This window comes from Sphingobium sp. TB-6, from assembly GCF_012927365.1.
Taxonomy (GTDB): domain Bacteria; phylum Pseudomonadota; class Alphaproteobacteria; order Sphingomonadales; family Sphingomonadaceae; genus Sphingobium.
The window spans coordinates 246,926-272,326 of the sequence record NZ_JABBGL010000005.1 but is presented as its reverse complement, the minus strand read 5'-3'; the positions used below and the strand labels follow the sequence as shown (position 1 = coordinate 272,326).

Sequence of the window (25,401 nt, the reverse complement as noted above, 5' to 3'; positions counted from 1 at the left end):
GCTTCTATGCGGACGATCTTTCCAACATGACGGCGGTCCGCCCTTTGTACACCGCTTGGCCAAACGGTTCGTAGCCCAGCTTGCCCGCGAGGCTGAGCGAAGGCTGGTTGGCCGGATCGATCAGGCAGACGGTCCGCGCAGCGCCCATGCGCTCGGTGAACCAGTCATGGGCGGCCTGGGCAGCCTCGAGCGCATAGCCGCGTCCATGCACGTCCGATACAAAAATCCATGCGGCTTCACCGGCCCCGTCGAAATCCTCGCCAAGGCCGCGATGAAAATCGGCCAGCCCGGTCTCTCCGATATAGCGGCCGGATGTCTTTTCGATCACCGCGAAAATCCCGTAGCCCAGCAAGGTCCAATGGCCTGCATAACGCAAAAGGCGGTTCCATGCATCTTCCCGCGACAGGGGCTGTCCGCCTATGTGCCGCACATTTTCCGGGTCGGACCACATGGCGAGATAGGGTGTAAAATCAGCGAGCGTGTAGGGGCGCAGGCTCAATCGTTCCGTTTCGATCATTGCGGGAGGATAGGGCAGCCTGTTCCAGCCCGCAACGAGAGGGCAACAGGCTCTCCGGGACGCGACGAGCGGCATTCTCCGGCGGCAGGAAACATCGCGCGCCGCCGCGCATTGATCCGCCATGCCCTCGACCGCCATCGCCCGCTTCGACTATGACGCCGCCCAGCGCCGGCTGGACGTGCAGTTCGTCAGCGGGAGGCGCTACAGCTATCATGACGTGCCGGCGGAGATCGCGGAAGGCATGCGTGCGGCCAGCTCCAAGGGCGGCTATTTCAACCGCCGCATCCGGGACCGCTATCGCTTCACTCGACGGTAACGCTCTTGGCGAGGTTCCTTGGCTGATCGACGTCCGTGCCCTTCGCCACCGCTACATGATAGGCGAGCAACTGCACCGGCACCGCATAAACCATCGGCGCGATCAGCGGATGGACTTTCGGCATGGTGATGGTCGCGATGCAGCCCTCGCCCGCAGCCTGCACCCCGTCATAGTCGGAGATCAGCACCACCTTGCCGCCGCGCGCCTGCACTTCCTGCATGTTGCTGACGGTCTTTTCGAACAAAGGCCCGCTGGGCGCCAGCACGATCACCGGCACCTTGTCGTCGATGAGCGCGATCGGGCCATGCTTCATCTCGCCCGCGGCATAGCCTTCGGCATGGATATAGCTGATTTCCTTGAGCTTGAGCGCGCCCTCCAGCGCCAGCGGATAGTCCGGCCCGCGCCCCAGATAGAGCACGTCGCGCGCGCCAGCGATCAGATGGGCCATCGCTTCGATCGACTCATCATAAGCCAGCGCCCCGTTGAGCGCGGCGGGCGCTTCGGCAAGGTGGCGGACCAGTTCCTTCTCGGCCTTCGCGTCCAGCCGCCCCTTGGCGCGGGCGAGATTGGCGGCGAAGGCGGCCAGCACGGCCAGTTGGCAGGTAAAGGCCTTGGTCGACGCCACGCCGATTTCCGGCCCCGCATGGGTCGGCAGCAGCAGGTCGGCCTCCCGCGCCATGGTGCTGGTCGGCACATTGACGACGGCGGCGATCTTCTGCCCCTCGGCCCGGGCATGGCGCAGCGCCGCCAGCGTATCGGCGGTTTCGCCCGACTGGCTGATGACGATCATCAGTCCCCCATCCTCCATCACCGGCGAGCGGTAACGGAACTCGCTTGCCACATCGATGTCGACAGGCACGCGGGCAAATTGTTCGATCCAATATTTGGCGACCATGCCCGCGTAGAAACTGGTTCCGCAGGCGACGATGGTGACGCGGCGGATCGACCCCAGGTCGAAATCCGGGATCGGCAACGACACCCGGTCCTCCATCCGTTGCAAATAGGACCGCAGCGTCTGCGCGACGACCACCGGCTGCTCATAAATCTCCTTGAGCATATAGTGGCGGTGATTGCCCTTGGAGATCAGCTCGCCGGTCACGCCGGAAATGGTGATGGGGCGTTCGACGGGATTGTTGTCCTTGTCGAAAATTTCCGCCCCGTCCCTGGTGATGACGACCCAGTCGCCCTCCTCCAGATAGGCGATGCGCTGCGTCAGCGGGGCCAGCGCCAGCGCATCCGAGCCAAGATAGGTCTCCCCCTCGCCATAACCGACCACCAGCGGCGAACCCAGGCGCGCGCCGATCAGCATGTCAGGATGGCTGCGGAACAGGATCGCCAGCGCGAAGGCGCCATGCAGGCGCGGCAATATCTGCGCCACCGCGTCCTTGGGTGAAGCGCCCTGCTCGACCAGCTCGCTCACCAGATGGGCGACGACCTCCGTATCGGTCTGGCTGTGGAAGGTTCGGCCACGCGCCATCAGCTCCTCGCGCAGCGGCTTGAAATTCTCGATGATGCCATTGTGCACCAGCGCCACTTCCTTCGTGGCGTGGGGATGGGCATTGCTGGTCGTCGGCGCGCCATGGGTCGCCCAGCGGGTATGGGCGATGCCGGTCGTGCCGGGCAAGGGTGCGGCTTCCAGCTCCTTCACCAGATTGGCGAGCTTGCCCTCGGCGCGGCGGCGGTCGATCATCTCGTCATGAACGGTCGCAACGCCCGCGCTGTCATAGCCGCGATATTCGAGGCGCTTCAGTCCTTCGACCAGCCGTTCCGCCACGTCGTCCTTGCCGATGATTCCGATGATACCGCACATGGATAGTCAGTCCCAAAGCCGTGAAAACTATATGCTTGCGCCGCCTATGCCACGTTCGCGCCGCCGGTGACAGGGGCCAGCGTCATCGTGGATGAATTGTAATCAGCCAGACATCCGGGGCGGCAAGCATCCGGATCGGCAGGCCGCTGGTGCCAAGGCCCGCCGAAACGACCATGGTCCGCATACCCTCCCGATAGACGCCGCAGGCATAGCGCAAACCATAGCGCGAGGGCACATAGACGATCCCCGCAAAGGGCAGCGCGACTTGTCCGCAATGGGTATGCCCCACGAGCGTCAGCATCGGCTGGTCGGGCAGCAGCGGAAAGGCGTCCGGCCCATGGGACAGCATAACGGGCGCGCCTCCCACTGCCTGCATCGCGTCCAGCGTCTTGGGGATGTCGGGCCGGCCGGTATAGATGTCGCGCAATCCGCCGATCGCCAGCGGCCCCCGGCGCACCGCCTGATTGTCGAGCAGGCGAATGCCGATCCGGGCGAACAGAACGCCCCACTGGCGGCGGCTGATCAGCGCATGCTTGCGGGCGTCATGATTGCCCAGCACGGCCACCACGCCCAGCGGCGCGCGCAAGGCGGCGAAAGGCGCGATGCTTTGCACGGGACCATAGATGGCCCCACCCTTGGCATCCCCGATATAGTCGCCACCCAACACGATCAGGTCGGGCTTGAGGCCATTCACCTGCGCGACGATCCGCGCCATGCGTTCCGGGCTGTTGTCCGGTCCCGACAAATGGCTGTCGGTCATCAGCGCCACCGTCACCGGGCGCCGCGGCGCGTCCGCCGGAAAGGGCAGCGTAACATCCAGCCGCCGCACGACCGGCATGGCCCGCGCATTGGCGACGAGCCAGAATAGCGTTCCCACCGGCAGCAGCAACAGGAACAGCAGCGCCATAAGCCAGCGCCGCTTTCGAAAAAGCGCCGTCACTTGGAGGCTTTGCGCGCCTGCATCTTCGCCCGGAAGCGCGCCGCCCAGCCCGGCTTCGCTTCCTGCTTGGGCCGGACGAGACAGAGCGCATCGGCATCCACCGCCTGCGTCACGACGCTGCCCGCAGCAACGATCGCGCCGGCCCCGATCTTCACCGGCGCCACCAGCGCGCTGTTGGAACCGATGAAGGCGCCCGCCCCGATCTCCGTCTTATATTTGAAGAAGCCGTCATAGTTGCAGGTGATGGTGCCCGCGCCGATATTGGCGCCCGCCCCCACGCTGGCGTCACCGATATAGGACAGGTGGTTGACCTTCGCGCCCTCGCCCAGTTCGGCCTTCTTCACCTCGACGAAATTGCCGACCTTGGCCTTTATGCCGATCTTCGCGCCCGGACGCAGGCGGGCATAGGGGCCGATTTCCGCGCCCTTCCCGATCGTCGCGCCTTCCAGATGGGAGAAAGCGTGGATCGTGACATCATCCGCCACGCTGACGCCGGGGCCGAAGACGACATTGGGCTCGATCACCACATCGCGGCCCAAAACCGTGTCATGGGCGAAGAACACGGTTTCCGGCGCGATCAGCGTTGCGCCCTCGCGCATCGCCTCGGCACGGCGGCGGTCCTGCCAGACAGCTTCCACCCCCGCCAGTTCGGCGCGGCTGTTGACGCCCGCCACTTCCCAGGCCTCCGCCTCGATCACCGCACTTTGCGCGCCGGGCAACATGACGATGTCGGGCAGATAATATTCGCCCGCCGCATTGTTATTACCAATCTGGTCGAGCAGCACGAACAGATCGGTCGAGCGCACCGCCATCAGCCCCGAATTGCACAGCGTCACCGCCCGCTCCTCCGCGTCGGCGTCTTTAAATTCGACCATCTTCTCGATCACGCCCTGCTCCCGGACGATGATCCGGCCGTAAGCGGCGGCATCTTCCGGACGGAAGCCCAGCACCACGGCGCGCGGCTCATCGCCCCAATTCAAGCGCTCCAGCATGGTCCGCATGGTTTCGGTCCGCACCAACGGCACATCGCCATAGAGGATCAATATGTCGCCCGCGAACCCGGCCAGCGCATCATGCGCCTGCGCCACGGCGTGGCCGGTGCCATGCTGCTGTTCCTGCACGGCGATGACGGCGCCGCTGCCCTCGACCGCCTTTTCCACCTGATCCCGGCCCGCGCCGACCACCACGACCTGCCGTTCGGGCTGCAATTCGGCTATGCTGGCGAGCAGATGCAGCAGCATCGGCCGCCCCGCTATGGGGTGCAGCACCTTATGCTTGGCGGACTTCATGCGTGTGCCCTGCCCGGCGGCAAGGATGATCACGGCGAGGGGGCGGCTGGCAGTCACGAGGGGCATCCTTCACAAAAAGAGGCCAAGAATCTGAGCGCTCTCTGACACGTTTGACTTGCCTTTGCCACCGCTGAGGCGGCATGAGCCGGGCATGGCATCTATCCCCTTCGACATTGTCGGCTTCGACCTCGACGGCACCCTGCTCGATACCAGCGGCGACCTGGCCGCCGCCGTCAACTACGCCATCGCCACCGACGGCCGCCCGCCCTTCCCGGTCGAGGCGATCCACCCCTTCGTCGGCAAGGGCGCGAAGGTGATGCTCCAGCGGGCGCTTGACGCATCGGGCGGCTATGACGAGGCCATGCTGGCGAAGATGCTGCCGATCCTGCTCGATTATTATGAGCAGAATCTGGCCATCCATTCCCTTCCCTATCCCGGCCTGATCGCGGCGATGGACGCGCTGGAGGCGGCGGGCGTGAAGCTCGCCATCTGCACCAACAAGGCGGAGCGCTTCACCATTCCGCTGCTGCACCAGATCGGCCTGTCGGAGCGCTTCGCCAGCGTCGTCGGCGGCGACACGGTCGGCATCGCGAAGCCCGATCCGGCGCCGATCCACGCCATGATCGAGCGTGCAGGCGGCGGGCGGACGATCTTCCTGGGCGACACGATCAACGACATTGCCGGGGCGCGCAATGCGGGCGTCCCCAGCATCGCCGTCAGCTTCGGCTTCCTGGACGGCCCGGTGGAGGATCTGGAGGCGGACGCCATCATCCACCATTATGACGAGTTGCTGCCGCTGCTGGGACGCTGGCCGGCATGACGCGCCCGGGGGGATTGGGGCTGGAGCGCGACGGCGCGATCGCCACGCTGCTGATCGACCGGCCCCGGCAGCATAATGCGATGAACCAGGCGATGTGGGAGCGATTTCCGCAACTGGTGCAGCAGGCGATGGCCGACGACGCGATCCGCGTGCTGATTCTGACATCCGCGGCTCCCGGCCTGTTCTGCGCGGGGGCGGATATTCACGAATTCGCGCTCCATTCAGGCGAGGAAAGCTGGCGCATCGCCAATCAGGCCGCGATCCGCGCCACCCAATATGCCCTGGCCCACGCTGAAAAGCCGGTCATCGCGGCCATAGACGGCGATGCGATCGGCGGCGGGTGCGGGCTTGCCATCGCCTGCGATCTGCGGATCGCCAGCCCCGCCGCGCGTCTGGGCATCACCCCGGCCAAGCTCGGCATCGTCTATTCGCTGTTCGACACGAAGCTGCTGGTCGATCTGGTCGGACCGGCACGGGCCAAGCGCATCCTGTTCACCGCCGCGCTGCACGATGCGCAGGAAGCGCTCGCCATCGGCCTCATTGACCAGATCGCGCCTGCCCCGCTGGAGACGGCGATGGAACTGGCCCGTGTGATGGCGGGCAACGCCCAGCATTCGATCCGCTCGTCCAAGGCGATCATCCGCCGCATCCTGGATGGGCAGGCCGATGACGATGCCGTCACATTGGCCATGTTCCGCGACGCCTTCACCCTCCCCGATTTCAGCGAAGGGGTAACGGCCTTCCGCGAAAAGCGGCGTCCTGATTTCTGACCTAACTACCGCAAATTTCATCCAAATCGGACTAACATCTCATCCGATCCGGAAATATTTGTTAAGGATCAGCTTATACCGCTTGCCCGGCGTGTAAGTCAGGCTGAAGCGCGCACGACCTTCGACGATAAAAGGAACAGGCCCAACAGAGTGGGAGAGAATTTCGCCTTCTTCCTGCCCGTCATGATGGCAAGCTTCGGCGTGGTTTTCGGCTTTGTCTGGAGCCTGCGCGTGCGCGCCGCCGGATATTGGAGCGGCGCCTATATCTGCGTGGCGGGCGGTTTTGCGGTGCCGGCGGGATTCGCGCTGGTTCCCACGCCCGTCTGGGGTTTCGTGGCGGACCTGCTGTTCGCCAGCGGCTTCCTGCTGTTCAGCCAGGCTCTGCTGGAGCGATGGCGGCCGAACTGGCTGCTGCGGGCGCGGATCGCGATCTGGGCTTTGTCGTTGCTGCTCTGTGCGGTCGCTCTTGCGCTGGGCAATCTGCCCCTCGAACTGGTTGCGTCCGATTTCGGCTGCTTCCTGCTGATCGGCCTGCCGCTGGTCGCGGGCAAGGATCATCTCGGCAACTGGTCCGACCGCATCCTGTTCAGCGCGACGGCGCTGGTTGCTCTGGATAATCTGGCGCGGGGCAGCACTGTGCCGCTCACCTTGTCTGGCGGCAGCTTCCAGAGCAGCGACTATGCCTTTCTGATGCAGGCGCTGGCCTGCATTTTCGGCCTTTTCCTCGCTCTGGCCGCGCTCGCGGCGAACATGCTCGATCTGCTCACCCGCTATCAGCGCGACGCGCTGCACGATCCGCTTTCCGGCCTGCTCAACCGGCGGGGTTTTGACGATGCCATCAACCAACGGATACGCAAGCAGCCGACGCAGGGCAGCCTCATCGTCTGCGACATCGATCATTTCAAGACGATCAACGATGCCTATGGCCATGCCCTGGGCGATCGCGTGATCGTCGCGCTGGCCAGGATATTGGCCCGGTTTGCGCCTGTCGGCGCCGTCACGGCCCGCTTCGGCGGCGAGGAATTCGTGCTGTTCCTGCCCGATACCCATGCAGCCCGAGCAGCCGGGATCGCCAACGACATTCGCGAGAGCATCGCGCAAGAAGTCGCTGATCAGTTCGGTCTGTCGCGTCCTCTCACCGCCAGCTTCGGCCTGTCGACCGCCCAGCGCGGGGATGCCTCGATTCATGACGCCATCGCGCGGGCCGACGCGGCGCTCTATCAGGCCAAGACGCGCGGCCGCAACCGGGTTTGCGTACGGCGGGCGCTATCGGCACCGGACACAGCCATGGTCGATCCGCAATCCCGGGCTTGCAACGCTTAAAGCGCTGGCCTCACCTGGCTCCAAAATGAAAAAGGCCGCCCCAAAAGGGCAGCCTCCTCATTCCCGCGCGAAGTAGGCGCCGATCAAATATGGATCGGCTTGCCGGTCACGGCCATGGCCGCTTCCTTGATCGCCTCGCTGTGCGTCGGATGCGCATGGCAGGTATAGGCAATGTCTTCGCTCGACGCGCCGAATTCCATCGCCTGCGCCGCCTGCGCGATCATCGTGCCCGCGACCGAAGCGATGATCCAAACGCCCAACACCTTGTCGGTCTCGGCATCGGCGATGATCTTCACGAAGCCGTCCGGCTCATGATTGGTCTTGGCGCGGCTGTTCGCCATCATCGGGAACTTGCCGACCTTGACCGCGCCCTTTTCCTTGGCGGCTTCTTCGGTGAGGCCCACGCCGGCGATTTCCGGCTTGGTGTAAACCACCGACGGGATCACCTCATGGTTCACGATGCCGGTCAGACCCGCAATATTCTCGGCCACGGCAATGCCTTCATCCTCGGCCTTGTGCGCGAGCATCGGCCCCGGAATGACGTCACCGATCGCCCAGACGCCCGGAACCTTGGTCGCGAACTCATGATCGGTTTCGATCTGACCACGCGCATTGAGTTCCAGACCGATCTTGTCGAGGCCCAGGCCTTCCGTGTTCGGACGGCGACCGATCGACACCAGCACGACATCGGCCTCGATCTTCTCGGCCGCGCCACCTGCAGCGGGTTCGACGGTCAGCGTCACGCCCTTCTTGCCGACCTCAGCGCCCGTGACCTTGGTGCCGAGCTTATACTCGAAGCCCTGCTTCTTGAAGATCTTGTTCGCTTCCTTGCGGACTTCGCCGTCCATGCCGGGCAGGATCTGGTCGAGATATTCGACAACGGTCACCTTCGCGCCGACGCGACGCCACACCGAACCCAGCTCCAGCCCAATGACGCCGCCGCCGACGACGACCAGATGACCCGGAACCTTATCCAGTTCCAGCGCGCCGGTCGAATCGACGATCTTGCCGCCCTTGTTATCGACCGCGACTCCGGCAAGCGGCGTGACCGACGAGCCGGTGGCGATGACGATGTTCTTCGCCGTCACCTTCTTGCCCGCGACTTCCACCGTGTTGGCGCCGGTGAAGGTCGCCAGACCCTTCAGCCAGTCGACCTTGTTCTTCTTGAACAGATATTCGATGCCGCCGGTCAGGCCCTTCACCGCTTCCTTGCGCTGGCCCTGCATGGTGTCGAGGTCCAGGCTCATCTTGTCGATCTTCACGCCCAGCTTGGCGAGCGCGCCGTTCGCGGCTTCCTCGTAGAGTTCCGAAGCGTGCAGCAGCGCCTTGGACGGGATGCAGCCGACATTGAGGCATGTGCCGCCCAGCGTCTCGCGGCTTTCGGCGCAGGCGGTCTTGAGGCCAAGCTGCGCCGCGCGGATTGCGGCGACATAGCCGCCCGGACCCGCGCCGATTATAAGGACGTCATAGTCGAAGTCAGCCATAACAATCTCCGTTCGCCCTTGGACCGAGTCACTTGCCTCGGTCCAACCTGTCAAAGGGCATTACTTCTTTCGTCCCATAAAAAGGACGGGGCTTCGACAGGCGCAGCCCGAACGGGATGAATGGACAAACCTTACAGGTCGATCAACAGGCGGGTCGGATCTTCGATCGCATTCTTCACCGCGACGAGGAAGGTCACCGCTTCGCGACCGTCGATCAGGCGATGATCATAGCTGAGCGCCAGATACATCATCGGACGGATGACGATCTGGCCATCGCGGACGACCGGACGGTCCTCGATGCGGTGGAGGCCCAGCACCGCCGACTGCGGCGGGTTGATGATCGGGCTGGACAGCAGCGAACCGAAGACCCCGCCATTGGAGATGGTGAAGGTGCCGCCCTTCATATCGTCCATGGTGAGCGTGCCATCCTTGGCCTTCTTGCCGAAGCTGCCGATGGTCTTCTCGATCTCGGCAACGCTCAGGCTCTCTGCATTGCGGATCACGGGCACGACCAGACCGTTCGGCGCCGACACCGCCACCGAGATATCGGCAAAGTCGTTATAGACGATCTCGTCGCCCTCGATCTGCGCATTGACGCCAGGGATGTCCCGCAGCGCCATGCAGACGGCCTTGGTGAAGAAGCCCATGAAGCCCAGGCGGACGCCATGCTTCTTCTCGAACAGATCCTTATATTTGGCGCGCGCCTCGATGACGTTGGTCATATCGACGTCGTTGTAGGTGGTGAGCAACGCGGCGTTGTTCTGCGCTTCCTTCAGCCGCTTGGCGACCGTCTGGCGCAGGCGGGTCATCTTGACGCGTTCCTGCGCACGGCTCGGACCGGCGGCGGGAGCGGCGGCGGCAGGCGCTGCGGCAGGGGCCGAAGCGGCAGCCTTGGCGGTGCCCGCAGCGGCAGCAGCGACGACATCGTCCTTGGTCAGGCGGCCATCCTTGCCGGTGCCCTTGATCTTGCTCGGGTCAAGGCCATGTTCCAGCACCAGACGGCGAACCGCCGGCGACAGGGTCAGATTGCCGCCTTCGTCCTCATCGGAAGCGACAGGCGCCGCAACCGAAGCCGCTGGCGCCGTTGCAGCAGCCTCTGCCTTGGCGGCGGGCGCTGCGGCAGGAGCAGCCGCAGCGCCCGCGCCCGCATTCACATAGGCCAGCAGCGCGCCGACCTGAACCGTGTCGCCTTCCTTGGCAACGATGTCGCCCAGCACGCCCGCAACCGGCGCGGGCACGTCGACCGCGACCTTGTCGGTTTCCAGGGACACGATGGGCTCGTCGGCCTTCACGGCCTCACCGGGCTTCTTGAGCCACTGACCAACGGTTGCTTCGGTAACGGATTCGCCCAGCGTGGGGACTTTGACTTCGGTGGCCATGAGCTTGTTCAGCCTTTCTTCTGGCGACGGATTTCTTCACGGACGCTGTGACCCAGCGCATCGGCAACAAGGGCGCCCTGTTCGGCCACATGGCGCTTGGCGAGGCCCGTTGCGGGCGACGCCGAGGCCTTGCGACCGGCATAGCGAGCGCGCATCGGCGCCTTGCCGGCCTGGGCCAGCGCTTCCTCGATATAGGGCTCCACGAAGAACCAGGCGCCGTTGTTGCGCGGTTCCTCCTGACACCAGACGACATGCTCCAGCTTCGTCATGCGCTCGATGCGCTTTGCAAGAGCCTCGGTCGCGAACGGGTAGATCTGTTCGATGCGAACGATCTGCACGTCCGTGTCGCCAGCGGCGTCCCGGGCTTCCATCAGGTCGTAGAAGACCTTGCCGGAACATAGAACCAGCCGCCTGGTATCCTGGTCGGGCGCCGCATTGGGGTCCGACAGGATGCGCTTGAAGTGCGTTTCGCCCAGGAAGTCCTCAGCCTTGCTGACCGCCGACTTGTGACGCAGCAGCGACTTGGGCGCCATAATGATGAGCGGCTTGCGGAAAGGCCGCAGCATCTGACGGCGCAGGACGTGGAAATAATTGGCCGGGGTCGTGATGTTCGCGACCTGGATATTTCCTTCCGCGCAAAGCTGGAGATAACGCTCCAGACGGGCCGAGCTATGTTCCGGACCCTGCCCTTCATAGCCATGCGGCAGCAGGCAGACCAGGCCGTTGGACCGCAGCCACTTGGTCTCCGACGAAGCGATATACTGGTCGAAGATGATCTGCGCGCCGTTGGCGAAATCACCGAACTGCGCTTCCCAAAGCACCAGGCTCTTCGGGTCCGCCAGCGCGAAGCCATATTCGAAGCCGAGCACGCCATATTCGGAGAGCGGCGAGTCCAGCACCTCGAAACGGCCATGCGGCACGGTCGAGAGCGGGATGTACTTGTTCTCCGTATCCTGGTCGGTCCAGACGGCGTGACGCTGGCTGAAAGTGCCGCGCCCGGAGTCCTGACCCGACAGGCGGACGCCATAGCCTTCCGACAGCAGCGAACCGAAAGCCAAGGCCTCGCCGGTCGCCCAGTCGAAATTCTCGCCGGTCTTGAACATCTCCGCCTTGGCGTCGATCACGCGCTTCAACGTCTTGTGGACGTTATGGCCTTCCGGGATCGTCGTCAGCGTCTTGCCCAGGCTGTCGAACAGCTTCTGGCTGATCGCGGACTCGACGCTCTGGCGGGTGGTTTCGGCGTCGGCGGGCTTGTGCAGGCCCGACCAGCGACCGGCGAACCAGTCGGCCTTGTTGGGCTTGTAGCTTTTCGCCGCCTCGAACTCTTCCTCCAGATGGTTGACGAAATCGCCCGTCACCTGGCTGACGAAATCGTCGTCGACCACGCCTTCAGCCTTCAATCGCGCCGAATAGACGTCGCTGACCGGCGGATGCTGGCGGATCTTCGCGTACATCTGCGGCTGGGTGAAGGAAGGCTCGTCGCCCTCATTGTGACCGAAGCGGCGATAGCACCACATGTCGATCACGATGTCGCGGTGGAAGGTCTGGCGATATTCCATCGCCAGCTTGCACGCGAAGGTAACCGCTTCCGGATCGTCGCCATTGATGTGCAGGATCGGCGCCTGAACGCCCTTCGCGACATCGCTGGGATAGGGCGACCCGCGCGAGAATTGCGGCGAGGTCGTGAAACCGATCTGGTTGTTGACGATGAAGTGGATGCAACCGCCGGTATTGTAACCGGAAACGCCCGAGAAGCCGAGGCATTCCCAAACGATGCCCTGGCCGGCAAATGCCGCGTCGCCATGGATCAGCACGGGCAGAACCTGCTCATGCTTGGTCAGGTCGTCGCGGAAAGTCTGCTGCGCGCGGACCTTGCCCAGCACCACCGGATCGACGGTTTCCAGGTGCGAGGGGTTGGGAACCAGCGACATGTGAACCTTGACGCCGTCAAATTCCCGGTCGGTCGAAGTGCCGAGGTGATATTTCACGTCGCCCGAACCGCCGACATCTTCGGGATTGGCGGTACCGCCCGAAAATTCGTGGAAGATGACGCGAAAGCCCTTGGCCATCACATTGGCGAGCACGTTCAGGCGGCCACGATGGGCCATGCCGTAAACGATCTCCCGCACGCCCTGCGCGCCGCCATATTTGATGATGGCTTCCAGCGCCGGGATCATCGATTCGCCGCCGTCCAGGCCGAAGCGCTTGGTGCCGACATATTTGCGGCCCAGGAACTTCTCATATTGTTCGGCGTGGATCACCTTGGACAGGATCGCCTTCTTGCCTTCCGGCGTGAAGTGGATTTCCTTGTCCTTGCCCTCCAGGCGATCCTGCAGGAAGCGACGCTCCTCCACATCAGCGATGTGCATATATTCCAGGCCGACATTGCCGCAATAATTGGTGCGCAGGATCGCCACGATCTCGCGAACGGTCGCATATTGCACGCCCAGCGTACCGCCCAGATAGACCTTCTTATCCAGATCGGTCAGGCCGTGATATTCCGGCGTCAGGTCCGCCGGCAGGTCACGTTGGGTCAGGCCCAGCGGATCGAGATTAGCGGCCAGATGTCCGCGGACGCGATAGGTGCGGATCAGCATCTGCGCGCGGATTGCATCGTCGGCCGCACTGACGGCATCCGTATCCGAAACCGCCTTGCCCGCAGCCTTGGCGGCGGCCTTCACGGCCACCTGCATCTGCGTGGGGTCAAGCGCCCCGGTCAGGTCGTCGGTATCGATCGGCGGCCAGTTGGTGCGCGCCCAGCTTGGCCCGCGCTCGATTTCGAAATCCTGGTTCTCGTAGCCCATTTCTCACGTCCCATGCCGACCGCGTGCAGTCGCGGAGCGGGGTAACAGATGGCCGGGGTGCAGCCCGGCCATCTCACATGGCTTGATCAGCCCTTCAACACTTCCAGCAGGGTCGTGCCGAGTTCCGACGGGCTGGCGGCAACCTTGATGCCGGCCGCTTCCATCGCCGCGATCTTGCTCTCGGCGTCGCCCTTGCCGCCCGACACGATCGCGCCGGCATGGCCCATGCGACGGCCCGGAGGCGCCGTGCGGCCCGCGATGAAGCCAGCCATCGGCTTCTTGCGGCCCTTCTTGGCTTCGTCGATCAGGAACTGGGCAGCCTGTTCTTCCGCGTCGCCGCCGATTTCACCGATCATGATGATCGATTCGGTGGCGTCGTCGGCCAGGAACAGTTCCAGCACGTCGATGAAGTTGGTGCCGTTGACCGGGTCGCCGCCGATGCCGACCGCGGTGGTCTGGCCCAGGCCCGCATTGGTGGTCTGGAACACGGCTTCATAGGTGAGCGTGCCCGAGCGCGACACGACGCCGACCGAACCCTTGGAGAAGATGTTGCCGGGCATGATGCCGATCTTGCATTCGCCGGGCGTCAGCAGGCCGGGGCAGTTCGGGCCGATCAGGCGCGACTTGCTGCCCGACAAGGAGCGCTTCACCTTCACCATGTCCAGCACCGGAATGCCTTCGGTGATGCAGACGATCAGCGGGATTTCGGCGTCGATCGCTTCCAGGATCGAGTCGGCCGCGAACGGCGGCGGAACATAGATGACCGAAGCGTCGGCGCCAGTCTTCGACTTGGCTTCGGCAACGGTGTCAAACATGGGCAGACCGATATGGGTCGTGCCGCCCTTGCCCGGCGTGACGCCGCCGACCATCTGCGTGCCATAGGCAAGCGCGGTTTCAGTGTGAAAGGTACCGGTGGCACCGGTCATACCCTGGGTGATGACCTTGGTGTTCTTGTTCACCAGAATGGACATGTCAGTCCCTTTATCTTCTGTGGACGTGGCACTTTGGGTCTAAAAGCAGCCCGCCCCAGGCTGCGCACTTACCTGGAGCGGGCTGGTGCAGCTCTTAAAAAGGCTCAGGCGAGCGAGGGGTCGATGCCCTTGCAGGCTTCCAGCAGTTCCTTGACGGCGTCGACGGACACCTGAAGGTTCGCCTTGGCCTCGTCGTCCAGCGCGATCTCGACGACCTGCTCGACGCCGTCCTTGCCGATGATCACGGGAACGCCGACATAGAGATCGTTGACGCCATATTGGCCGGTCAGGTTCGCGGCGCAGGGCAGCAGGCGCTTCTTGTCGCCCAGATAGGCTTCAGCCATGGCGATCGCGCTGGTGGCGGGCGCATAGAAGGCCGAGCCGGTCTTGAGCAGCGCGACGATCTCGCCGCCGCCCGAACGGGTGCGCTGAACGATGGCGTCGATACGCTCCTTGGTGGAACGGCCCTGCTTGATGAGGTCGGGAACCGGGATGCCCGCGACGGTCGAATATTCGATCACCGGGACCATCGTGTCGCCGTGACCGCCGAGCACGAAGCTGGTGACGTCCTTGGCCGACACATTGAATTCTTCCGCCAGGAAATGGTTGAAGCGCGACGAGTCGAGCACGCCCGCCATGCCGACGACCTTGTTGTGCGGCAGGCCGGAAAATTCGCGCAGCGCCCACACCATAGCATCGAGCGGGTTGGTGATGCAGATGACGAAAGCGTTGGGCGCGTTGGCGGCGATGCCCTCGCCCACGGCCTTCATGACCTTGAGGTTGATGCCCAGCAGATCGTCGCGGCTCATGCCCGGCTTGCGGGCGACACCGGCGGTGACGATGATGACATCGGCGTCCTTGATGTCGGCATAGTCGTTCGATCCGGTGATCTTGGCGTCGAAGCCTTCGACCGAAGCGCATTGCGACAGATCGAGCGCCTTGCCCTGCGGCACGCCTTCCACGACGTCGAAGAGGACGATGTCACCAAGCCCCTTGAGGGCCGCGAGATGCGCGAGGGTACCACCGATATTACCAGCGCCGATAAGCGCGATCTTCTTACGGGCCATATGTAATCATCCTCCAAGCCATGAAAACCGGAATTGCCGAAGCGCTTAAGCCTATCTGCCCGACGTTTCAACCGCGCAAAAGCGCTGATTCCAAATTATCTTTGCAATTTATTCGCAATTGCATTAGTGGGGCTTTTGCCTCTGTCATCCAAGCGCTCCTACCCTGGCGCATGGCCCTTCCCCACAGCGGCCACCTGCCGCACGCCTCCCTTTAAGGGAGCGTGCGGGCTCTTTTTCCTGATAATAGATTGTTACGAGATGAACGGACGTGCGGCAGGCCGAGATTATTTCTCGCCCTGGCCATTCTCTCCGTGACCCAGGGCCAGATAGTCGTCCGACTGCATTTCCATGAGGCGCGATACGGTGCGCTCAAATTCAAACGCGCCGTCGCCTTCCGGATAAAGCCGCGCAGGCTCCGCATCCGCCGAAGCGAGCAGTTTCACCTTATATTCGTACAGCGCGTCGATCAGCGTCACGAAGCGCGCCGCCTCATTGCGCTTTTCCGGCCCCAGCACCGGGATGCCCACGATGATGACGCTGTGATATTTGCGCGCGATCGCCAGATAATCGGGCGCGCCGCGCGCCTCGGCGCAGAGGCGCTTGAAGGAAAAGACGGCCACGCCCTTCAGGCTCTTGGGCACATGCAGCGTGCGTCCGCCCTGCACCTTTATGTCTTCGGCCGGAACCTTGGCGCGATCCTCGACCGGATAGTCGGTCAGGCGGAAAAAGGCTTCGGACAGCGCCTTGGTCGCCGCCGGACCATTGGGCGCATGCCAAAGCTCGGCATCGCCCAGGCGATCGCGCCGGTAGTCGGTCGGCCCGTTCAGCGTCATGACGTCCAGCTTCAACTTGATCAGATCGATGAAAGGCAGGAAAAGCTGGCGGTTGAGACCGTTTTTGTAGAGTTCGTCCGGCTCGCGGTTGGAGGTGGTGACGATCGTCACCCGCTTTTCCAGCAAACCCGTAAACAGCCGCGACATGATGGCGGCGTCGGCCATATTGTTGACGACCATCTCGTCAAAGCAAAGCAGTCGCGCTTCCTCCGCCAGCGACTCGACCACCGGCGGGATAGGATCGCCCGTCTCCGACTTGCGCGCCTCTGCCAGCCGGGCATGCACGTCGAGCATGAATTCGTGGAAATGCGCGCGCTTCTTGCGCTGGACATGAACCGTGTCGAAGAACAGGTCCATCAGCATCGATTTGCCCCGCCCGACGCCGCCCCACATATAAAGGCCGCGCGGCGGTTCCGGCGCTTTGCGGAGCAGTTTCCACAGCGTCGAACCGCGCGGGGGCGTCGCTTCCAGTTCGTGCTGCAGCCGGTCGAGTCTCTCCGCCGCCGCCCGCTGATCAGGATCGCGCCGCAATTCGCCTGCCGCGACGAGCGCGTCATATCGGGCGATGACGCTGGTCACTTCGCGACAGACGCCTTGCGCACGGTCGCGGTCGATGCCGCGATCAGTTCATCATCCTGTGAAATGGTCAGGCGCAGGAACATCAACCGCCCCGTCTCGCGCAGCAATTCGATTTCCGCGCACAGATGCGGCCCTATCTTGCCTGAACCACAATATTGCATGGAAAGGTCAACGGTCACCGCAGCCGCCTGTTCCGGCCGGCCCATAGCCGCCAGCGCGGCAAAATAGGCATGATCGGCAAAACCGGCGAGAAAGCCGCCGTGCAGCGCGCCCAGCCGGTTGGCGTGCGACGGCCGGCTTTCCAGCATGACCGTCGCCTTGCCCGCCGCATCGCTGCGCGAATAGCTGGTGCCGATGGCCGAGTCGAGGAACGTTCCCGGCACCGTGTCGGTCCAGGACAGCCAGCCAGCCCATGGCCCATCGGCCACGGGGCTCAGATGACCCGCTCCGTCGCTCACCCTATCAGAGCTGCCGCTCGACCATCATCTTCTTGGTTTCCGCGATCGCCTTGGCCGGGCTCAGACCCTTGGGGCAGACATTCGCGCAGTTCATGATGGTGTGGCAGCGATAGAGACGGAAGGGATCTTCCAGCTCATCCAGACGCTCGCCGGTATATTCGTCGCGGCTGTCGGCCAGCCAGCGATAGGCCTGCAACAAGATCGCCGGGCCCAGGAACTTGTCGCTGTTCCACCAGTAGCTGGGACAGCTCGTCGAGCAGCACGCGCACAGAATGCACTCGTAAAGCCCGTCCAGCTTTTCGCGGTCGGCGGGCGACTGGAGCCGCTCCTTGCCGCTCGGCGGCGGGCTGACGGTTTGCAGCCAGGGCTTGATCGAATTGTACTGCGCGTAGAAATGCGTGAAATCGGGCACCAGATCCTTGATCACGTCCATGTGCGGCAGCGGCGTGACGCGCACTTCCTTGCCCGAACATTCCTCGATGGAGGTGGTGCAGGCCAGGCCATTGCGGCCGTTCATGTTCATGGAACAGGAGCCGCAAATGCCCTCCCGGCAGGAGCGGCGGAAGGTCAGCGTCGGATCATATTCATTCTTGATCTTCAGCAGCGCGTCCAGAACCATCGGGCCGCAATTGTCGAGATCGATCTCGAACGTGTCGTAGCGCGGGTTCTGGCCGGAGTCGGGGTCGTAGCGATAGACCTTGAAGCTCTTGACGTTGGTGGCGCCGTCAGGCGCCTTGTGGGTTACGCCCTTGGCGCTGATCTTGCTGTTCTTGGGCAACGCAAATTCGGCCATTGCTCGTCACGCCTCTTCGGATGATCCTTCAGTCGGCGTTGCGCATAACAAAAAATCTGCAAAGGTCCAGCACTGACGCAATGCAAAAACGGGCTTGCTTGATTTGAAGCCGTTTCTGTCGTTACGGCGCAGCACATCCTGGAGAGCCCGCCTTTGCCGACCGACATAGCCTTTCTGGCCATTGCCGAAGCCCATCAAATCTACCACTGGCTGCCGGCAGCCCTTGCGCTGTCGCGCCGGGCGGGGGTCAAGGTGCATGTGCTTTCGCCATCCGCCAGCATTCTCGACCTGGCGGCGAGCTACGATCCTGACGGGGCGCTCCACCTCGTGCGCCTGCGCCGTCCGCCCTTCCCGCCCGACTCGCTGTTCCGGCAGCCTTCGCGGCTTTTGACGCTGGCGCTCAACTATTCGACCATCCGCCGCTATCCCTTGCTGGTCACGACCGAGATATCGAGCGGCTGGTTGCGCAAGGTGCCGGGTTTTTCCTCGCGCATGGCGCTCATCAAGCATGGCGCGGGCGACCGCGAGGGCGGCTACAAGGCGCGCCATGCCGCCTTCGACCTGACCCTGGTGGGTGGAGAAAAGGACCGGCGGCGCATGATCAGCCGGGGTCTTTGCACGCCGGAGAATTGCGCCGTCGGCGGCTATGCCAAGTTCGAGCTGAAGGCGCAGCGACAGCGTTTCTTCGACAATGATCTGCCGGTGCTGCTCTACAATCCCCATTTCGATGCAAAGCTTTCGTCATGGGTGCGGCATGGACAGGAGGTGCTCGCCACGCTGGAGGCGCTGGAGGGCTGGAACGTCATCATCGCCCCGCATACCAAGCTCGCCGCACGCGCCGCTCCCATCCGGACCACAGCCTCGCATATCCGCGTCGACATGGGCAGCCGCCATTCGATCGACATGAGCTACACCATGAGTGCGGATGTCTATCTGGGTGACGTATCGAGCCAGGTCTACGAGTTCCTTCTCGAACCTCGCCCATGCATCTTCCTGAACCTCGAACGGTGCGACTGGCGCGGCGATGAGACCTTCGCGCACTGGCGGCTGGGGCCGGTGATCGAGGATATGGCGGCATTGCCCCAGGCGCTGGAGCGCGCCGCGGGCTTGCAAGCGGCGTTCGTTGATGCTCAGGAAGCGGCCATGTCCGATTCCATCGACCGATCCCCCACCCCCGCCTCGGAGCGGCAGGCCGACCTCATCCTGGATTTTGCCCGGAAATCCGAAAGGACGGCCGCCCTATGACGCAGACGATCACGACCGCTTTGGGGCCGGTGCGGCTGCTGGGCGACAATGCGACCCGCATCTGGGGCATGTCCAATGCCGAACGCTGCCGCCGCATGGCCGAAAGCGCCGCGCAGAACGGCAGCCTGTTGGCGGAGGGCCATGAGCTTCTGTTCAACCTCGGCTATGCCTTCGACCCCATGCTGCTGCGGCTGGTGCTGGAGGAGCCGGGGACGGTCTTCGTCTGGGGCGCCGCGCCGGTCGTCGGACAGGTGCCTGCGGGCAGCGATCCGCTGAAGGCTGCGCATGTCGTAGACCTGTCCGACGGGCGGAAGCTCTACAACCGGCAACTGCGCAAGCTGGAACAGCCCTTCGTCAAGGAACTGACCCCCACGACCCGGCGGGAGATTGAGCGGCGCAGCTATTTCGGCGCCTATAAGGGCGTCACGGACCTCCTCACCAAATATCTCTGGCCCGAACTGGCGCTATGGCTGACGCGGCTGGCGGCTTCGATCGGCATGACGCCCAATATGGTGACGGCAATCGGCGCGACGCTCTGCGTGGCGGCGACCTGGTTCTTCGCGCAGGGGCTTTATTGGACGGGCATGCTTGCCGGGTTCGTCTTCATGGTGCTCGACACGGTGGACGGAAAGCTTGCCCGCTGCACCATCACCTCGTCCAAATGGGGCAATGTGGCTGACCATGGCGTCGACCTCGTCCATCCGCCCTTCTGGTGGTATTTCTGGGGCGTGGGACTGTCGGCCTGGGGGCTGGCGCTGTCGACGCAGAGCTTCGCGCTGGTCATGGCGGCGGTGATCGCGGGCTATGTGCTGCAACGGTTGATCGAGGGCATGTTCATCAAGGATTTCGGGATGGACATTCATGTCTGGGGCCGGTTCGATAGCTGGTTCCGCCTGATCACCGCGCGGCGTAATCCGAATATGGTGATCCTGTTCGTCGCGCTGTTGGCCGGGCGACCGGATATCGGGCTGATCGCGCTCGCCTGGTGGACGATCATCTCGCTGGTCGTCCATGCCGTGCGGCTGATGCAGGCCTATGGCGCGAAGCGCTCCGGGCAGCCCATAGTCAGTTGGATGGAGGCAAGGGCATGAACGCGACCATCGAGAAATTCGGCTTTCCCGCCACCCTGATCGCGGAGTTCGCGCATTGGGTGGTGTTGCTGCGCCCCGCCCAACCGACGCTGGGGTCGCTGGTGCTTGCGGCGAAGTCCGACGCCACCGCCTTTGGCGACCTGCCGCCGGAAGCTCATGCCGAACTGGCAACCGTGACCAAGGCGATCGAAAGCGCGCTCGGACAGGCGGTAGGCTATGCCAGGATCAATTATCTGATGCTGATGATGGTGGACCCACACGTCCATTTCCATGTGCTGCCCCGCCATGAGGGCAGCCGCAATCATGCAGGTCTTGAGATCACCGACGCCGGATGGCCAGGGCAGCCCGACCTCGGCATTGCGGTGAAGCTCAGCGCTGAGCAGATCGCCGCGCTGACCGGCTGGCTCAAGCCTTATTTCGCGTAGCGGTCCTCGGTCAGCCAGCGGGCGGTGAGCGCCTTCGCCGCCTCGACATCCTGCGGGAAGTCGACTTCCTGCCAGTCCAGCCCCTCGATCGAGACGGTGCCGACGCGGTTGCCCTTGGCGATGATGTCGATGGCGCGCAGATACCAGCGCTCCACGCCTTCGGGCGTGCGCATCATCTGGTCGATCTGGTTGCGGAAAATCGCCGGCCCTTCGCCCCGGAAAGCCAGCATGCCGATGGATTCGGCGTTGGTGTCATGTGGCAGCAACCGTTTGCCGATCGCATGCAGGCGGCCCGTCTTGTCCCGGTTCACCTTCATGTCGTCATCGTCATAGTCGCCATGCTTGACGTCCACGGTGACGGTGATGGCGTCTTCAGCCCCATCGATCAGCTTGCCCACAATCTCGTCCGAGACGATGGTGTCGCCGTTCAGGATGATGAAGTCGCGGTCCATCTCCTCCCGCACGATCCAGCAGGTGCCCAGATTGTCGGCCACCTGAAAAAAGGGGTTGAACACGGTGCGGATGCGCGCGCCGGTTTCGCGATAGAGTTGCAGCGCATGGTCCTCCACCCGTTCCGTGCGGAAGCCGGTGACGACGACGATATCGGTCACGCCATTGGCCACCAGCGCGGCGACCTGCCAACTGATGAGGGTGCGGCCGTTGAAGTCGATCATGCATTTGGGCACGTCGCGGGTCAGCGGAAGCAGACGCGAACCCTGGCCTGCGGAAAGGATGATGGCTTTGGAAATCGTCATGGGGCGCCCCCTTAACGCAAATGGAACGCCAGGAACAGCGTGTGTTGCATCGCACCCTGGCCGATCCTAGATAGGCGCGCGCCGGTCGGTCGGCGCGCCAGGGAAAGGCCGGAACTCAAGTGACGAGCAAGCGCGGATCGGGTGGCGCTCAGGAAGGCTTCGCCCGCATTCTGGCGAACACCGGCTGGCTGCTGGGCGGCAAGGGCGTGGGCGCGGTGCTCAGCCTTGCCTATCTGGCCATCGTCACGCGCACCTTGGGCGTCGCGGATTTCGGTCGGTTCGCGCTGGTGCTGAGCGCCGCCAACGTCATCAAGACGCTGGTCAGCTTCGATAGCTGGCAGATCGTCGTGCGCTACGGCCAGCCGCATCTGGCCGCAGGCAATGGCGATGCGCTGAACCGGGTGCTGCGCTTCTGCATCCTGATCGACCTGGCCTCGGCCGTCGCGGGCGGGCTGATCGCGGCCTTCATCATCCTCGCCTTCGGATCGCTGATGGAATTGTCGTCCGCCCTGGGGTGGCAGGCCTGGATCTTCTGCATGGTGATGATGATCACCATCCGGTCCAGTCCGACCGGCGTGCTGCGGCTGTTCGACCGCTTCGATTCCGGCGCCTTTGCCGAAACGATGATCCCGGTCGGACGCATGATCGGCGCGGGGCTGGCCTGGGTGCTGATGCCCGACGTGACCGGCTTCCTGATCGCCTGGGGCGCGGCGGAATTGCTGTGCGCGGTCAGCTATTGGTGGCTGGCGCTGCGGGCCGGGGGGGAGAAACTGGGGAACTGGCGGGCGGGCCGGGCACTGGACGCGCGGGCGGAAAATCCCGGCATCGTCGGCTTTCTCACGGCGACCAATTTGCAGACGACACTGTCTTCGGTCGGCCAGCAGGTGGCCGTGCTGGTGGTCGGCCTGTTCGTCGGTCCGGCCGGAGCGGGGTTGTACCGGCTTGCCAACCAGCTCGCCAATTCCCTGACCAAGATTTCCAGCCTGCTGTCGCGCAGCATCTTCGTGGAGTTGAGCCGCACGCATTCGAGCCATGGCCATGAAGCGCTAGGCACGTTATTCCGGCGGACGAACAGGCTGGCGCTGATCGCAGGCGCGGTCATCATCGCCCTGATCCTGACCATCGGGCATCCTCTGCTGGGGTTGATCGCGGGCAAGGAATTTCTGCCCGCCTATCCCCTGCTGCTGCTGCTGGGCGTCGCGGCCTGCATCGATCTGGTCGGCGTGAGCTACCGCCCGCTGCTGATGGCGACCGACCGGGCCAGCCTGTCGCTGCGCATCACGTTGATTTCGACGGCGCTGCTGTTGGGAATGCAGGCGGCGTTACTGCCGATCTATGGAACGATCGGAGCGGCAAGCGCGAATATCATCGCCTCGATCGTGGGCTTCGCGATGATGGGATTGGCGAGCCGGCAGGCCGTGGGACGGCGTGCCGACAACGCCGAATAATGGAGTATCCGAAACCTTATTCCGCTTCTTCAACCGCCGCGCCGGGGCCGTTTTTCAAGATGGATTCGATAGCATTCTTCGCCCCAGCCTTGTTGGTGTAGCCTTCGGTCCAGAAGATCGTTTCACTATTATATTTGAACTTGGCGACGAACTCGCCAGCCTTGTTCTTCTCGATCACGAACTTGTGCGCCATGGTCCATCCTCCGGGCTTGTTGCGTTACCGAAACCGGGCCGGAGAATAGGGCGCCGCATCGATGCTGGCAACTGCCTGTGACGGCGCTTCGCTTCTGAGCAGGTCAGCAGCCAGCAAGGCGGCGGCGGGAGAAGTCTGGATACCGAATCCGCCCTGTCCCGCGAACCAGAAAAAGCCCCGCGCCGCCGGATCGAAACCATAGACTGGCGCCCGATCGCGGGAGAAGCTGCGCAGTCCCGCCCATTTGCGCTCCACCGCCTCCACCGGCCAATCCACCACCGCCTCGAACCGCGCAATCGCCTCAGCCACGGCCAGTTCCTCAGGCGCGGCATCGCAAGGCAGTGAGGGTTCCTCATCATGAGGAGTCAACCAGACGCGCCCCTCCCCCTCCGGCTTGAAATAGAATTGCGAGGCGAGGTCCATGACCAGCGGCAGATCGGCGGAGGGCATGGCTGGCACGCGCAGTTGCACCACCGTCCGCCGTAGCGGTGCGATCCCAATCGGCGCCACCCCGCAGGCTCTGGCCACATCGTCCGCCCAGGCGCCCGCCGCGTTGACGATAACACCGCAGTCGATCGCGCCCTCATCCGTTTCGATCCGCCAGCCATCGTCCAACGCCTCGGCCCGCCGCAACGCCGTCGCCAGCCGAACCTCTCCGCCCAGGCGCCGGAACCGCCGCAGCCAGGCCTGATGCAGCGCCGCCACGTCGATGTCGCACACCCCCGGCTCCAGCACGCCTAGCGTCCATTCCGGCCGCAGTCCCGGCACCAGCGCGGCAGGATCGACCATGTGCAAGGCCACCTTGCCACCAAATTCCTCCAGCAGCCGATCCCGCGCCGCCGCATCGCCCACCCTTCCGACATGCAGTGTCCGGCGCGGCGTCAGAAAGGAAGCGTCGGAAAATTCCGGATCGGGCGCGGCCAGCATTGGCCCCGACGCGGTGGTCAGCGGCTGCACCGCCAGCCCGCCATAGGTTTCCTCCCAGAAGGAAACCGCCCGCCCAGTGGCGTGATAGCCCGCGCTCGGCTCCATCTCCAGCAGCAGCACGCGCGCGCGCCCGGCCAGTGTCGCGCCAAGGCTCGCCCCGGCGATCCCGCCGCCGACGATGACGATATCGGGCCTGTTCATCGGGGTGCGACTTCATCCAGAAAGCCGTCGATCCGCGCCAGCGCATCCAGCCGCACCGGGTCCAGCTCCCGCAATATTTCATGCGCCGCCTCACGCCCATAGACGTGCAACCGCGCGCCCGGAATCCGGGCCGCGATCCGCCTGATGGCAGGTGTCGAAACGAGCTGGTCGGTCTGCGCGGCCAGAATCAGCAAGGGCACCGCAATCCCCTCAATCCCTCGCCCCTGCTCCAGCGCATGGGTCGAATGCAACGCCTGCTCCACCCATTTCCAGCTCGGCGGCCCCAGCGCCACGTCCCGGCTATGGTCGCGCCACCACAGCTCATCGGCATAGCGCTCCGGATCATGGGTCAGACGCTTTTGCCGCATGTGCCGCTGGCGCTCCGACTCCTCCTTCTGCGTCCAGGCCTGCTTCCGGTCAAAGCCCAAAGCGCACATCGTCTCGGCAATCGCCACCGCCAGCCAGCGTGGCAAGGGCGCGCTATGCACCCCCATCATCGGCGCGACCGTCACGGCGGCATCGGGCGACGCCATCCCCTCGGCCAGGGCGCGCAGCAGCAGATGCCCGCCCATGCTGTGCGCGACGATCACTGTTGGCCCGTCTCCTTCCGCGCGCCAGTCGGCGGCGAAGGCGTCGAGATCAGCGATCCACTGACCGAAATCCCCGATATGCCCGCAAAGCGGATCGTCGGTCAGTCGCCCGGAACCACCCTGCCCACGCCAGTCGAAGCTGGTGACGGCCCATCCGCGTCCGGCCCAATGGTGGATCACTTCGAGATATTTCTCGATCATGTCGCCCCGGCCGCCCAGCACCAGCATCCGGCCGCGCGCGCCATCGCCCAGCCGATAGCGACGCAGCGGCCAGCCGTCGGGGGCAGTCCAGTAATCGAGCCGCCCGTCCATCGGCCAGGCGCGGCGATCAAACAGGGCGGGAACGGAGCGGGGCGAATCCATCGGCGGCATG

The 25,401-nt window shown here is 64.0% G+C and carries 24 protein-coding genes; 8 read left to right on the top strand and 16 right to left on the bottom strand.

What is annotated here, in order from left to right; all coding sequences use genetic code 11:
- Positions 1 to 4: 4 nt before the first annotated feature.
- Entirely contained in the window at positions 5 to 517 is a 513-nt protein-coding gene (locus HHL26_RS09660; protein ID WP_066558562.1) for a GNAT family N-acetyltransferase, read from the bottom strand.
- A 121-nt stretch (positions 518 to 638) separates the two neighbouring features.
- Here HHL26_RS09660 and HHL26_RS09655 point away from each other — a divergent pair, with 121 nt between their 5' ends.
- The gene (locus HHL26_RS09655) at positions 639 to 833 is read left to right on the top strand and encodes a KTSC domain-containing protein (protein WP_066558564.1); all 195 of its coding nucleotides are present in this window, start codon (positions 639 to 641) and stop codon (positions 831 to 833) included.
- On the opposite strand, the gene glmS is transcribed toward HHL26_RS09655, so the two are convergent.
- The 3 genes from glmS to glmU all read right to left on the bottom strand — a co-directional run bounded on the left by glmS (position 820) and on the right by glmU (position 4,872).
- Positions 820 to 2,643 (bottom strand): glutamine--fructose-6-phosphate transaminase (isomerizing), encoded by a 1,824-nt coding sequence (gene glmS, locus HHL26_RS09650; protein ID WP_066558566.1) that lies wholly within the window; start codon positions 2,641 to 2,643, stop codon positions 820 to 822. The genes HHL26_RS09655 and glmS overlap by 14 nt on opposite strands.
- Positions 2,644 to 2,725: 82 nt before the next feature.
- A complete protein-coding gene (locus HHL26_RS09645; protein ID WP_066558569.1) occupies positions 2,726 to 3,550 on the bottom strand; it encodes a metallophosphoesterase in 825 nt (274 codons plus the stop codon).
- 29 nt (positions 3,551 to 3,579) lie between these two features.
- Positions 3,580 to 4,872, bottom strand: a complete 1,293-nt coding sequence (gene glmU, locus HHL26_RS09640; protein ID WP_237230062.1) for a bifunctional UDP-N-acetylglucosamine diphosphorylase/glucosamine-1-phosphate N-acetyltransferase GlmU — start codon at positions 4,870 to 4,872, stop codon at positions 3,580 to 3,582.
- Positions 4,873 to 5,023: 151 nt separating this feature from the next.
- Between glmU and gph the strand changes: the two genes are divergently transcribed.
- The 3 genes from gph (at position 5,024) to HHL26_RS09625 (ending at position 7,785) form a co-directional block, all read left to right on the top strand.
- On the top strand, positions 5,024 to 5,692 hold the full coding sequence (gph, locus tag HHL26_RS09635; protein ID WP_066558575.1) for a phosphoglycolate phosphatase: 669 nt from the start codon (positions 5,024 to 5,026) through the stop codon (positions 5,690 to 5,692).
- Positions 5,689 to 6,462: an enoyl-CoA hydratase-related protein gene (locus tag HHL26_RS09630; RefSeq protein ID WP_066558577.1), complete on the top strand. Its 774-nt coding sequence runs from the start codon at positions 5,689 to 5,691 to the stop codon at positions 6,460 to 6,462. Before gph ends, HHL26_RS09630 begins: the two co-directional genes overlap by 4 nt.
- A gap of 150 nt (positions 6,463 to 6,612) precedes the next feature.
- Positions 6,613 to 7,785, top strand: a complete 1,173-nt coding sequence (locus tag HHL26_RS09625; protein WP_066558579.1) for a GGDEF domain-containing protein — start codon at positions 6,613 to 6,615, stop codon at positions 7,783 to 7,785.
- A gap of 83 nt (positions 7,786 to 7,868) precedes the next feature.
- Here HHL26_RS09625 and lpdA read toward each other — a convergent pair whose 3' ends face one another.
- From lpdA to HHL26_RS09585, 8 genes are all read right to left on the bottom strand, one after another.
- On the bottom strand, positions 7,869 to 9,269 hold the full coding sequence (gene lpdA, locus HHL26_RS09620) for a dihydrolipoyl dehydrogenase (RefSeq protein WP_066558582.1): 1,401 nt from the start codon (positions 9,267 to 9,269) through the stop codon (positions 7,869 to 7,871).
- Positions 9,270 to 9,400: 131 nt separating this feature from the next.
- Positions 9,401 to 10,648 carry a 2-oxoglutarate dehydrogenase complex dihydrolipoyllysine-residue succinyltransferase gene (odhB, locus tag HHL26_RS09615; protein ID WP_066558585.1) on the bottom strand — a complete coding sequence of 416 codons (1,248 nt, stop codon included), beginning with the start codon at positions 10,646 to 10,648 and terminating at the stop codon, positions 9,401 to 9,403.
- 8 nt (positions 10,649 to 10,656) lie between these two features.
- The gene (locus tag HHL26_RS09610) at positions 10,657 to 13,452 is read right to left on the bottom strand and encodes a 2-oxoglutarate dehydrogenase E1 component (protein ID WP_066558588.1); all 2,796 of its coding nucleotides are present in this window, start codon (positions 13,450 to 13,452) and stop codon (positions 10,657 to 10,659) included.
- A gap of 86 nt (positions 13,453 to 13,538) precedes the next feature.
- A complete protein-coding gene (gene sucD / locus HHL26_RS09605) occupies positions 13,539 to 14,423 on the bottom strand; it encodes a succinate--CoA ligase subunit alpha (RefSeq protein ID WP_046764645.1) in 885 nt (294 codons plus the stop codon).
- A 104-nt stretch (positions 14,424 to 14,527) separates the two neighbouring features.
- Positions 14,528 to 15,490 (bottom strand): malate dehydrogenase, encoded by a 963-nt coding sequence (mdh, locus tag HHL26_RS09600; RefSeq protein WP_066558590.1) that lies wholly within the window; start codon positions 15,488 to 15,490, stop codon positions 14,528 to 14,530.
- Positions 15,491 to 15,774: 284 nt separating this feature from the next.
- On the bottom strand, positions 15,775 to 16,902 hold the full coding sequence (zapE, locus tag HHL26_RS09595; RefSeq protein ID WP_066558595.1) for a cell division protein ZapE: 1,128 nt from the start codon (positions 16,900 to 16,902) through the stop codon (positions 15,775 to 15,777).
- Positions 16,899 to 17,330, bottom strand: coding sequence for a PaaI family thioesterase (locus HHL26_RS09590; protein ID WP_066561829.1), 432 nt, complete (start codon positions 17,328 to 17,330; stop codon positions 16,899 to 16,901). The genes zapE and HHL26_RS09590 overlap by 4 nt, the downstream gene beginning before the upstream one ends.
- Before the next feature lie 34 nt (positions 17,331 to 17,364).
- Positions 17,365 to 18,153 carry a succinate dehydrogenase iron-sulfur subunit gene (locus HHL26_RS09585; RefSeq protein WP_066558598.1) on the bottom strand — a complete coding sequence of 263 codons (789 nt, stop codon included), beginning with the start codon at positions 18,151 to 18,153 and terminating at the stop codon, positions 17,365 to 17,367.
- A gap of 153 nt (positions 18,154 to 18,306) precedes the next feature.
- Here HHL26_RS09585 and HHL26_RS09580 point away from each other — a divergent pair, with 153 nt between their 5' ends.
- From HHL26_RS09580 to HHL26_RS09570, 3 genes are read left to right on the top strand one after another with little or no spacing between them, the layout of a single operon-like run.
- Complete coding sequence (locus HHL26_RS09580) at positions 18,307 to 19,398, top strand: glycosyl transferase (protein ID WP_066558600.1); 1,092 nt, start codon at positions 18,307 to 18,309, stop codon at positions 19,396 to 19,398.
- Positions 19,395 to 20,489: a CDP-alcohol phosphatidyltransferase family protein gene (locus HHL26_RS09575; protein ID WP_066558602.1), complete on the top strand. Its 1,095-nt coding sequence runs from the start codon at positions 19,395 to 19,397 to the stop codon at positions 20,487 to 20,489. The genes HHL26_RS09580 and HHL26_RS09575 overlap by 4 nt, the downstream gene beginning before the upstream one ends.
- The gene (locus HHL26_RS09570) at positions 20,486 to 20,914 is read left to right on the top strand and encodes an HIT family protein (RefSeq protein WP_066558605.1); all 429 of its coding nucleotides are present in this window, start codon (positions 20,486 to 20,488) and stop codon (positions 20,912 to 20,914) included. The genes HHL26_RS09575 and HHL26_RS09570 overlap by 4 nt, the downstream gene beginning before the upstream one ends.
- Here the strand turns inward: HHL26_RS09570 and HHL26_RS09565 are convergent.
- A complete protein-coding gene (locus tag HHL26_RS09565; protein WP_066558608.1) occupies positions 20,902 to 21,669 on the bottom strand; it encodes a phosphocholine cytidylyltransferase family protein in 768 nt (255 codons plus the stop codon). The genes HHL26_RS09570 and HHL26_RS09565 overlap by 13 nt on opposite strands.
- 119 nt (positions 21,670 to 21,788) lie before the next feature.
- Between HHL26_RS09565 and HHL26_RS09560 the strand changes: the two genes are divergently transcribed.
- Positions 21,789 to 23,117: an oligosaccharide flippase family protein gene (locus tag HHL26_RS09560; protein WP_066558611.1), complete on the top strand. Its 1,329-nt coding sequence runs from the start codon at positions 21,789 to 21,791 to the stop codon at positions 23,115 to 23,117.
- A 16-nt stretch (positions 23,118 to 23,133) separates the two neighbouring features.
- On the opposite strand, the gene HHL26_RS09555 is transcribed toward HHL26_RS09560, so the two are convergent.
- The 3 genes from HHL26_RS09555 to HHL26_RS09545 are packed head-to-tail and all read right to left on the bottom strand — an operon-like array spanning position 23,134 to position 25,400.
- Entirely contained in the window at positions 23,134 to 23,310 is a 177-nt protein-coding gene (locus HHL26_RS09555) for a DUF1508 domain-containing protein (RefSeq protein ID WP_082748606.1), read from the bottom strand.
- Positions 23,311 to 23,334: 24 nt separating this feature from the next.
- On the bottom strand, positions 23,335 to 24,438 hold the full coding sequence (locus tag HHL26_RS09550; RefSeq protein ID WP_066558614.1) for an FAD-dependent oxidoreductase: 1,104 nt from the start codon (positions 24,436 to 24,438) through the stop codon (positions 23,335 to 23,337).
- Positions 24,435 to 25,400, bottom strand: coding sequence for an alpha/beta hydrolase (locus HHL26_RS09545; RefSeq protein ID WP_082748608.1), 966 nt, complete (start codon positions 25,398 to 25,400; stop codon positions 24,435 to 24,437). The genes HHL26_RS09550 and HHL26_RS09545 overlap by 4 nt, the downstream gene beginning before the upstream one ends.
- Position 25,401: the final 1 nt, after the last annotated feature.

Bases quoted from the DNA above. Each gene is read 5' to 3' on its own strand.
- HHL26_RS09570 (WP_066558605.1), top strand. From the start codon at position 20,486: ATGAACGCGACCATCGAGAAATTCGGCTTTCCCGCCACCCTGATCGCG.
- mdh (WP_066558590.1), bottom strand. From the start codon at position 15,490: ATGGCCCGTAAGAAGATCGCGCTTATCGGCGCTGGTAATATCGGTGGT.
- glmU (WP_237230062.1), bottom strand. From the start codon at position 4,872: ATGAAGTCCGCCAAGCATAAGGTGCTGCACCCCATAGCGGGGCGGCCG.
- HHL26_RS09550 (WP_066558614.1), bottom strand. From the start codon at position 24,438: ATGAACAGGCCCGATATCGTCATCGTCGGCGGCGGGATCGCCGGGGCG.
- sucD (WP_046764645.1), bottom strand. From the start codon at position 14,423: ATGTCCATTCTGGTGAACAAGAACACCAAGGTCATCACCCAGGGTATG.
- glmS (WP_066558566.1), bottom strand. From the start codon at position 2,643: ATGTGCGGTATCATCGGAATCATCGGCAAGGACGACGTGGCGGAACGG.
- HHL26_RS09555 (WP_082748606.1), bottom strand. From the start codon at position 23,310: ATGGCGCACAAGTTCGTGATCGAGAAGAACAAGGCTGGCGAGTTCGTC.
- HHL26_RS09630 (WP_066558577.1), top strand. From the start codon at position 5,689: ATGACGCGCCCGGGGGGATTGGGGCTGGAGCGCGACGGCGCGATCGCC.
- lpdA (WP_066558582.1), bottom strand. From the start codon at position 9,269: ATGGCTGACTTCGACTATGACGTCCTTATAATCGGCGCGGGTCCGGGC.
- HHL26_RS09575 (WP_066558602.1), top strand. From the start codon at position 19,395: ATGACGCAGACGATCACGACCGCTTTGGGGCCGGTGCGGCTGCTGGGC.
- HHL26_RS09585 (WP_066558598.1), bottom strand. From the start codon at position 18,153: ATGGCCGAATTTGCGTTGCCCAAGAACAGCAAGATCAGCGCCAAGGGC.
- HHL26_RS09660 (WP_066558562.1), bottom strand. From the start codon at position 517: ATGATCGAAACGGAACGATTGAGCCTGCGCCCCTACACGCTCGCTGAT.
- HHL26_RS09545 (WP_082748608.1), bottom strand. From the start codon at position 25,400: ATGCCGCCGATGGATTCGCCCCGCTCCGTTCCCGCCCTGTTTGATCGC.
- HHL26_RS09655 (WP_066558564.1), top strand. From the start codon at position 639: ATGCCCTCGACCGCCATCGCCCGCTTCGACTATGACGCCGCCCAGCGC.
- gph (WP_066558575.1), top strand. From the start codon at position 5,024: ATGGCATCTATCCCCTTCGACATTGTCGGCTTCGACCTCGACGGCACC.
- HHL26_RS09565 (WP_066558608.1), bottom strand. From the start codon at position 21,669: ATGACGATTTCCAAAGCCATCATCCTTTCCGCAGGCCAGGGTTCGCGT.
- HHL26_RS09610 (WP_066558588.1), bottom strand. From the start codon at position 13,452: ATGGGCTACGAGAACCAGGATTTCGAAATCGAGCGCGGGCCAAGCTGG.
- HHL26_RS09645 (WP_066558569.1), bottom strand. From the start codon at position 3,550: ATGGCGCTGCTGTTCCTGTTGCTGCTGCCGGTGGGAACGCTATTCTGG.
- odhB (WP_066558585.1), bottom strand. From the start codon at position 10,648: ATGGCCACCGAAGTCAAAGTCCCCACGCTGGGCGAATCCGTTACCGAA.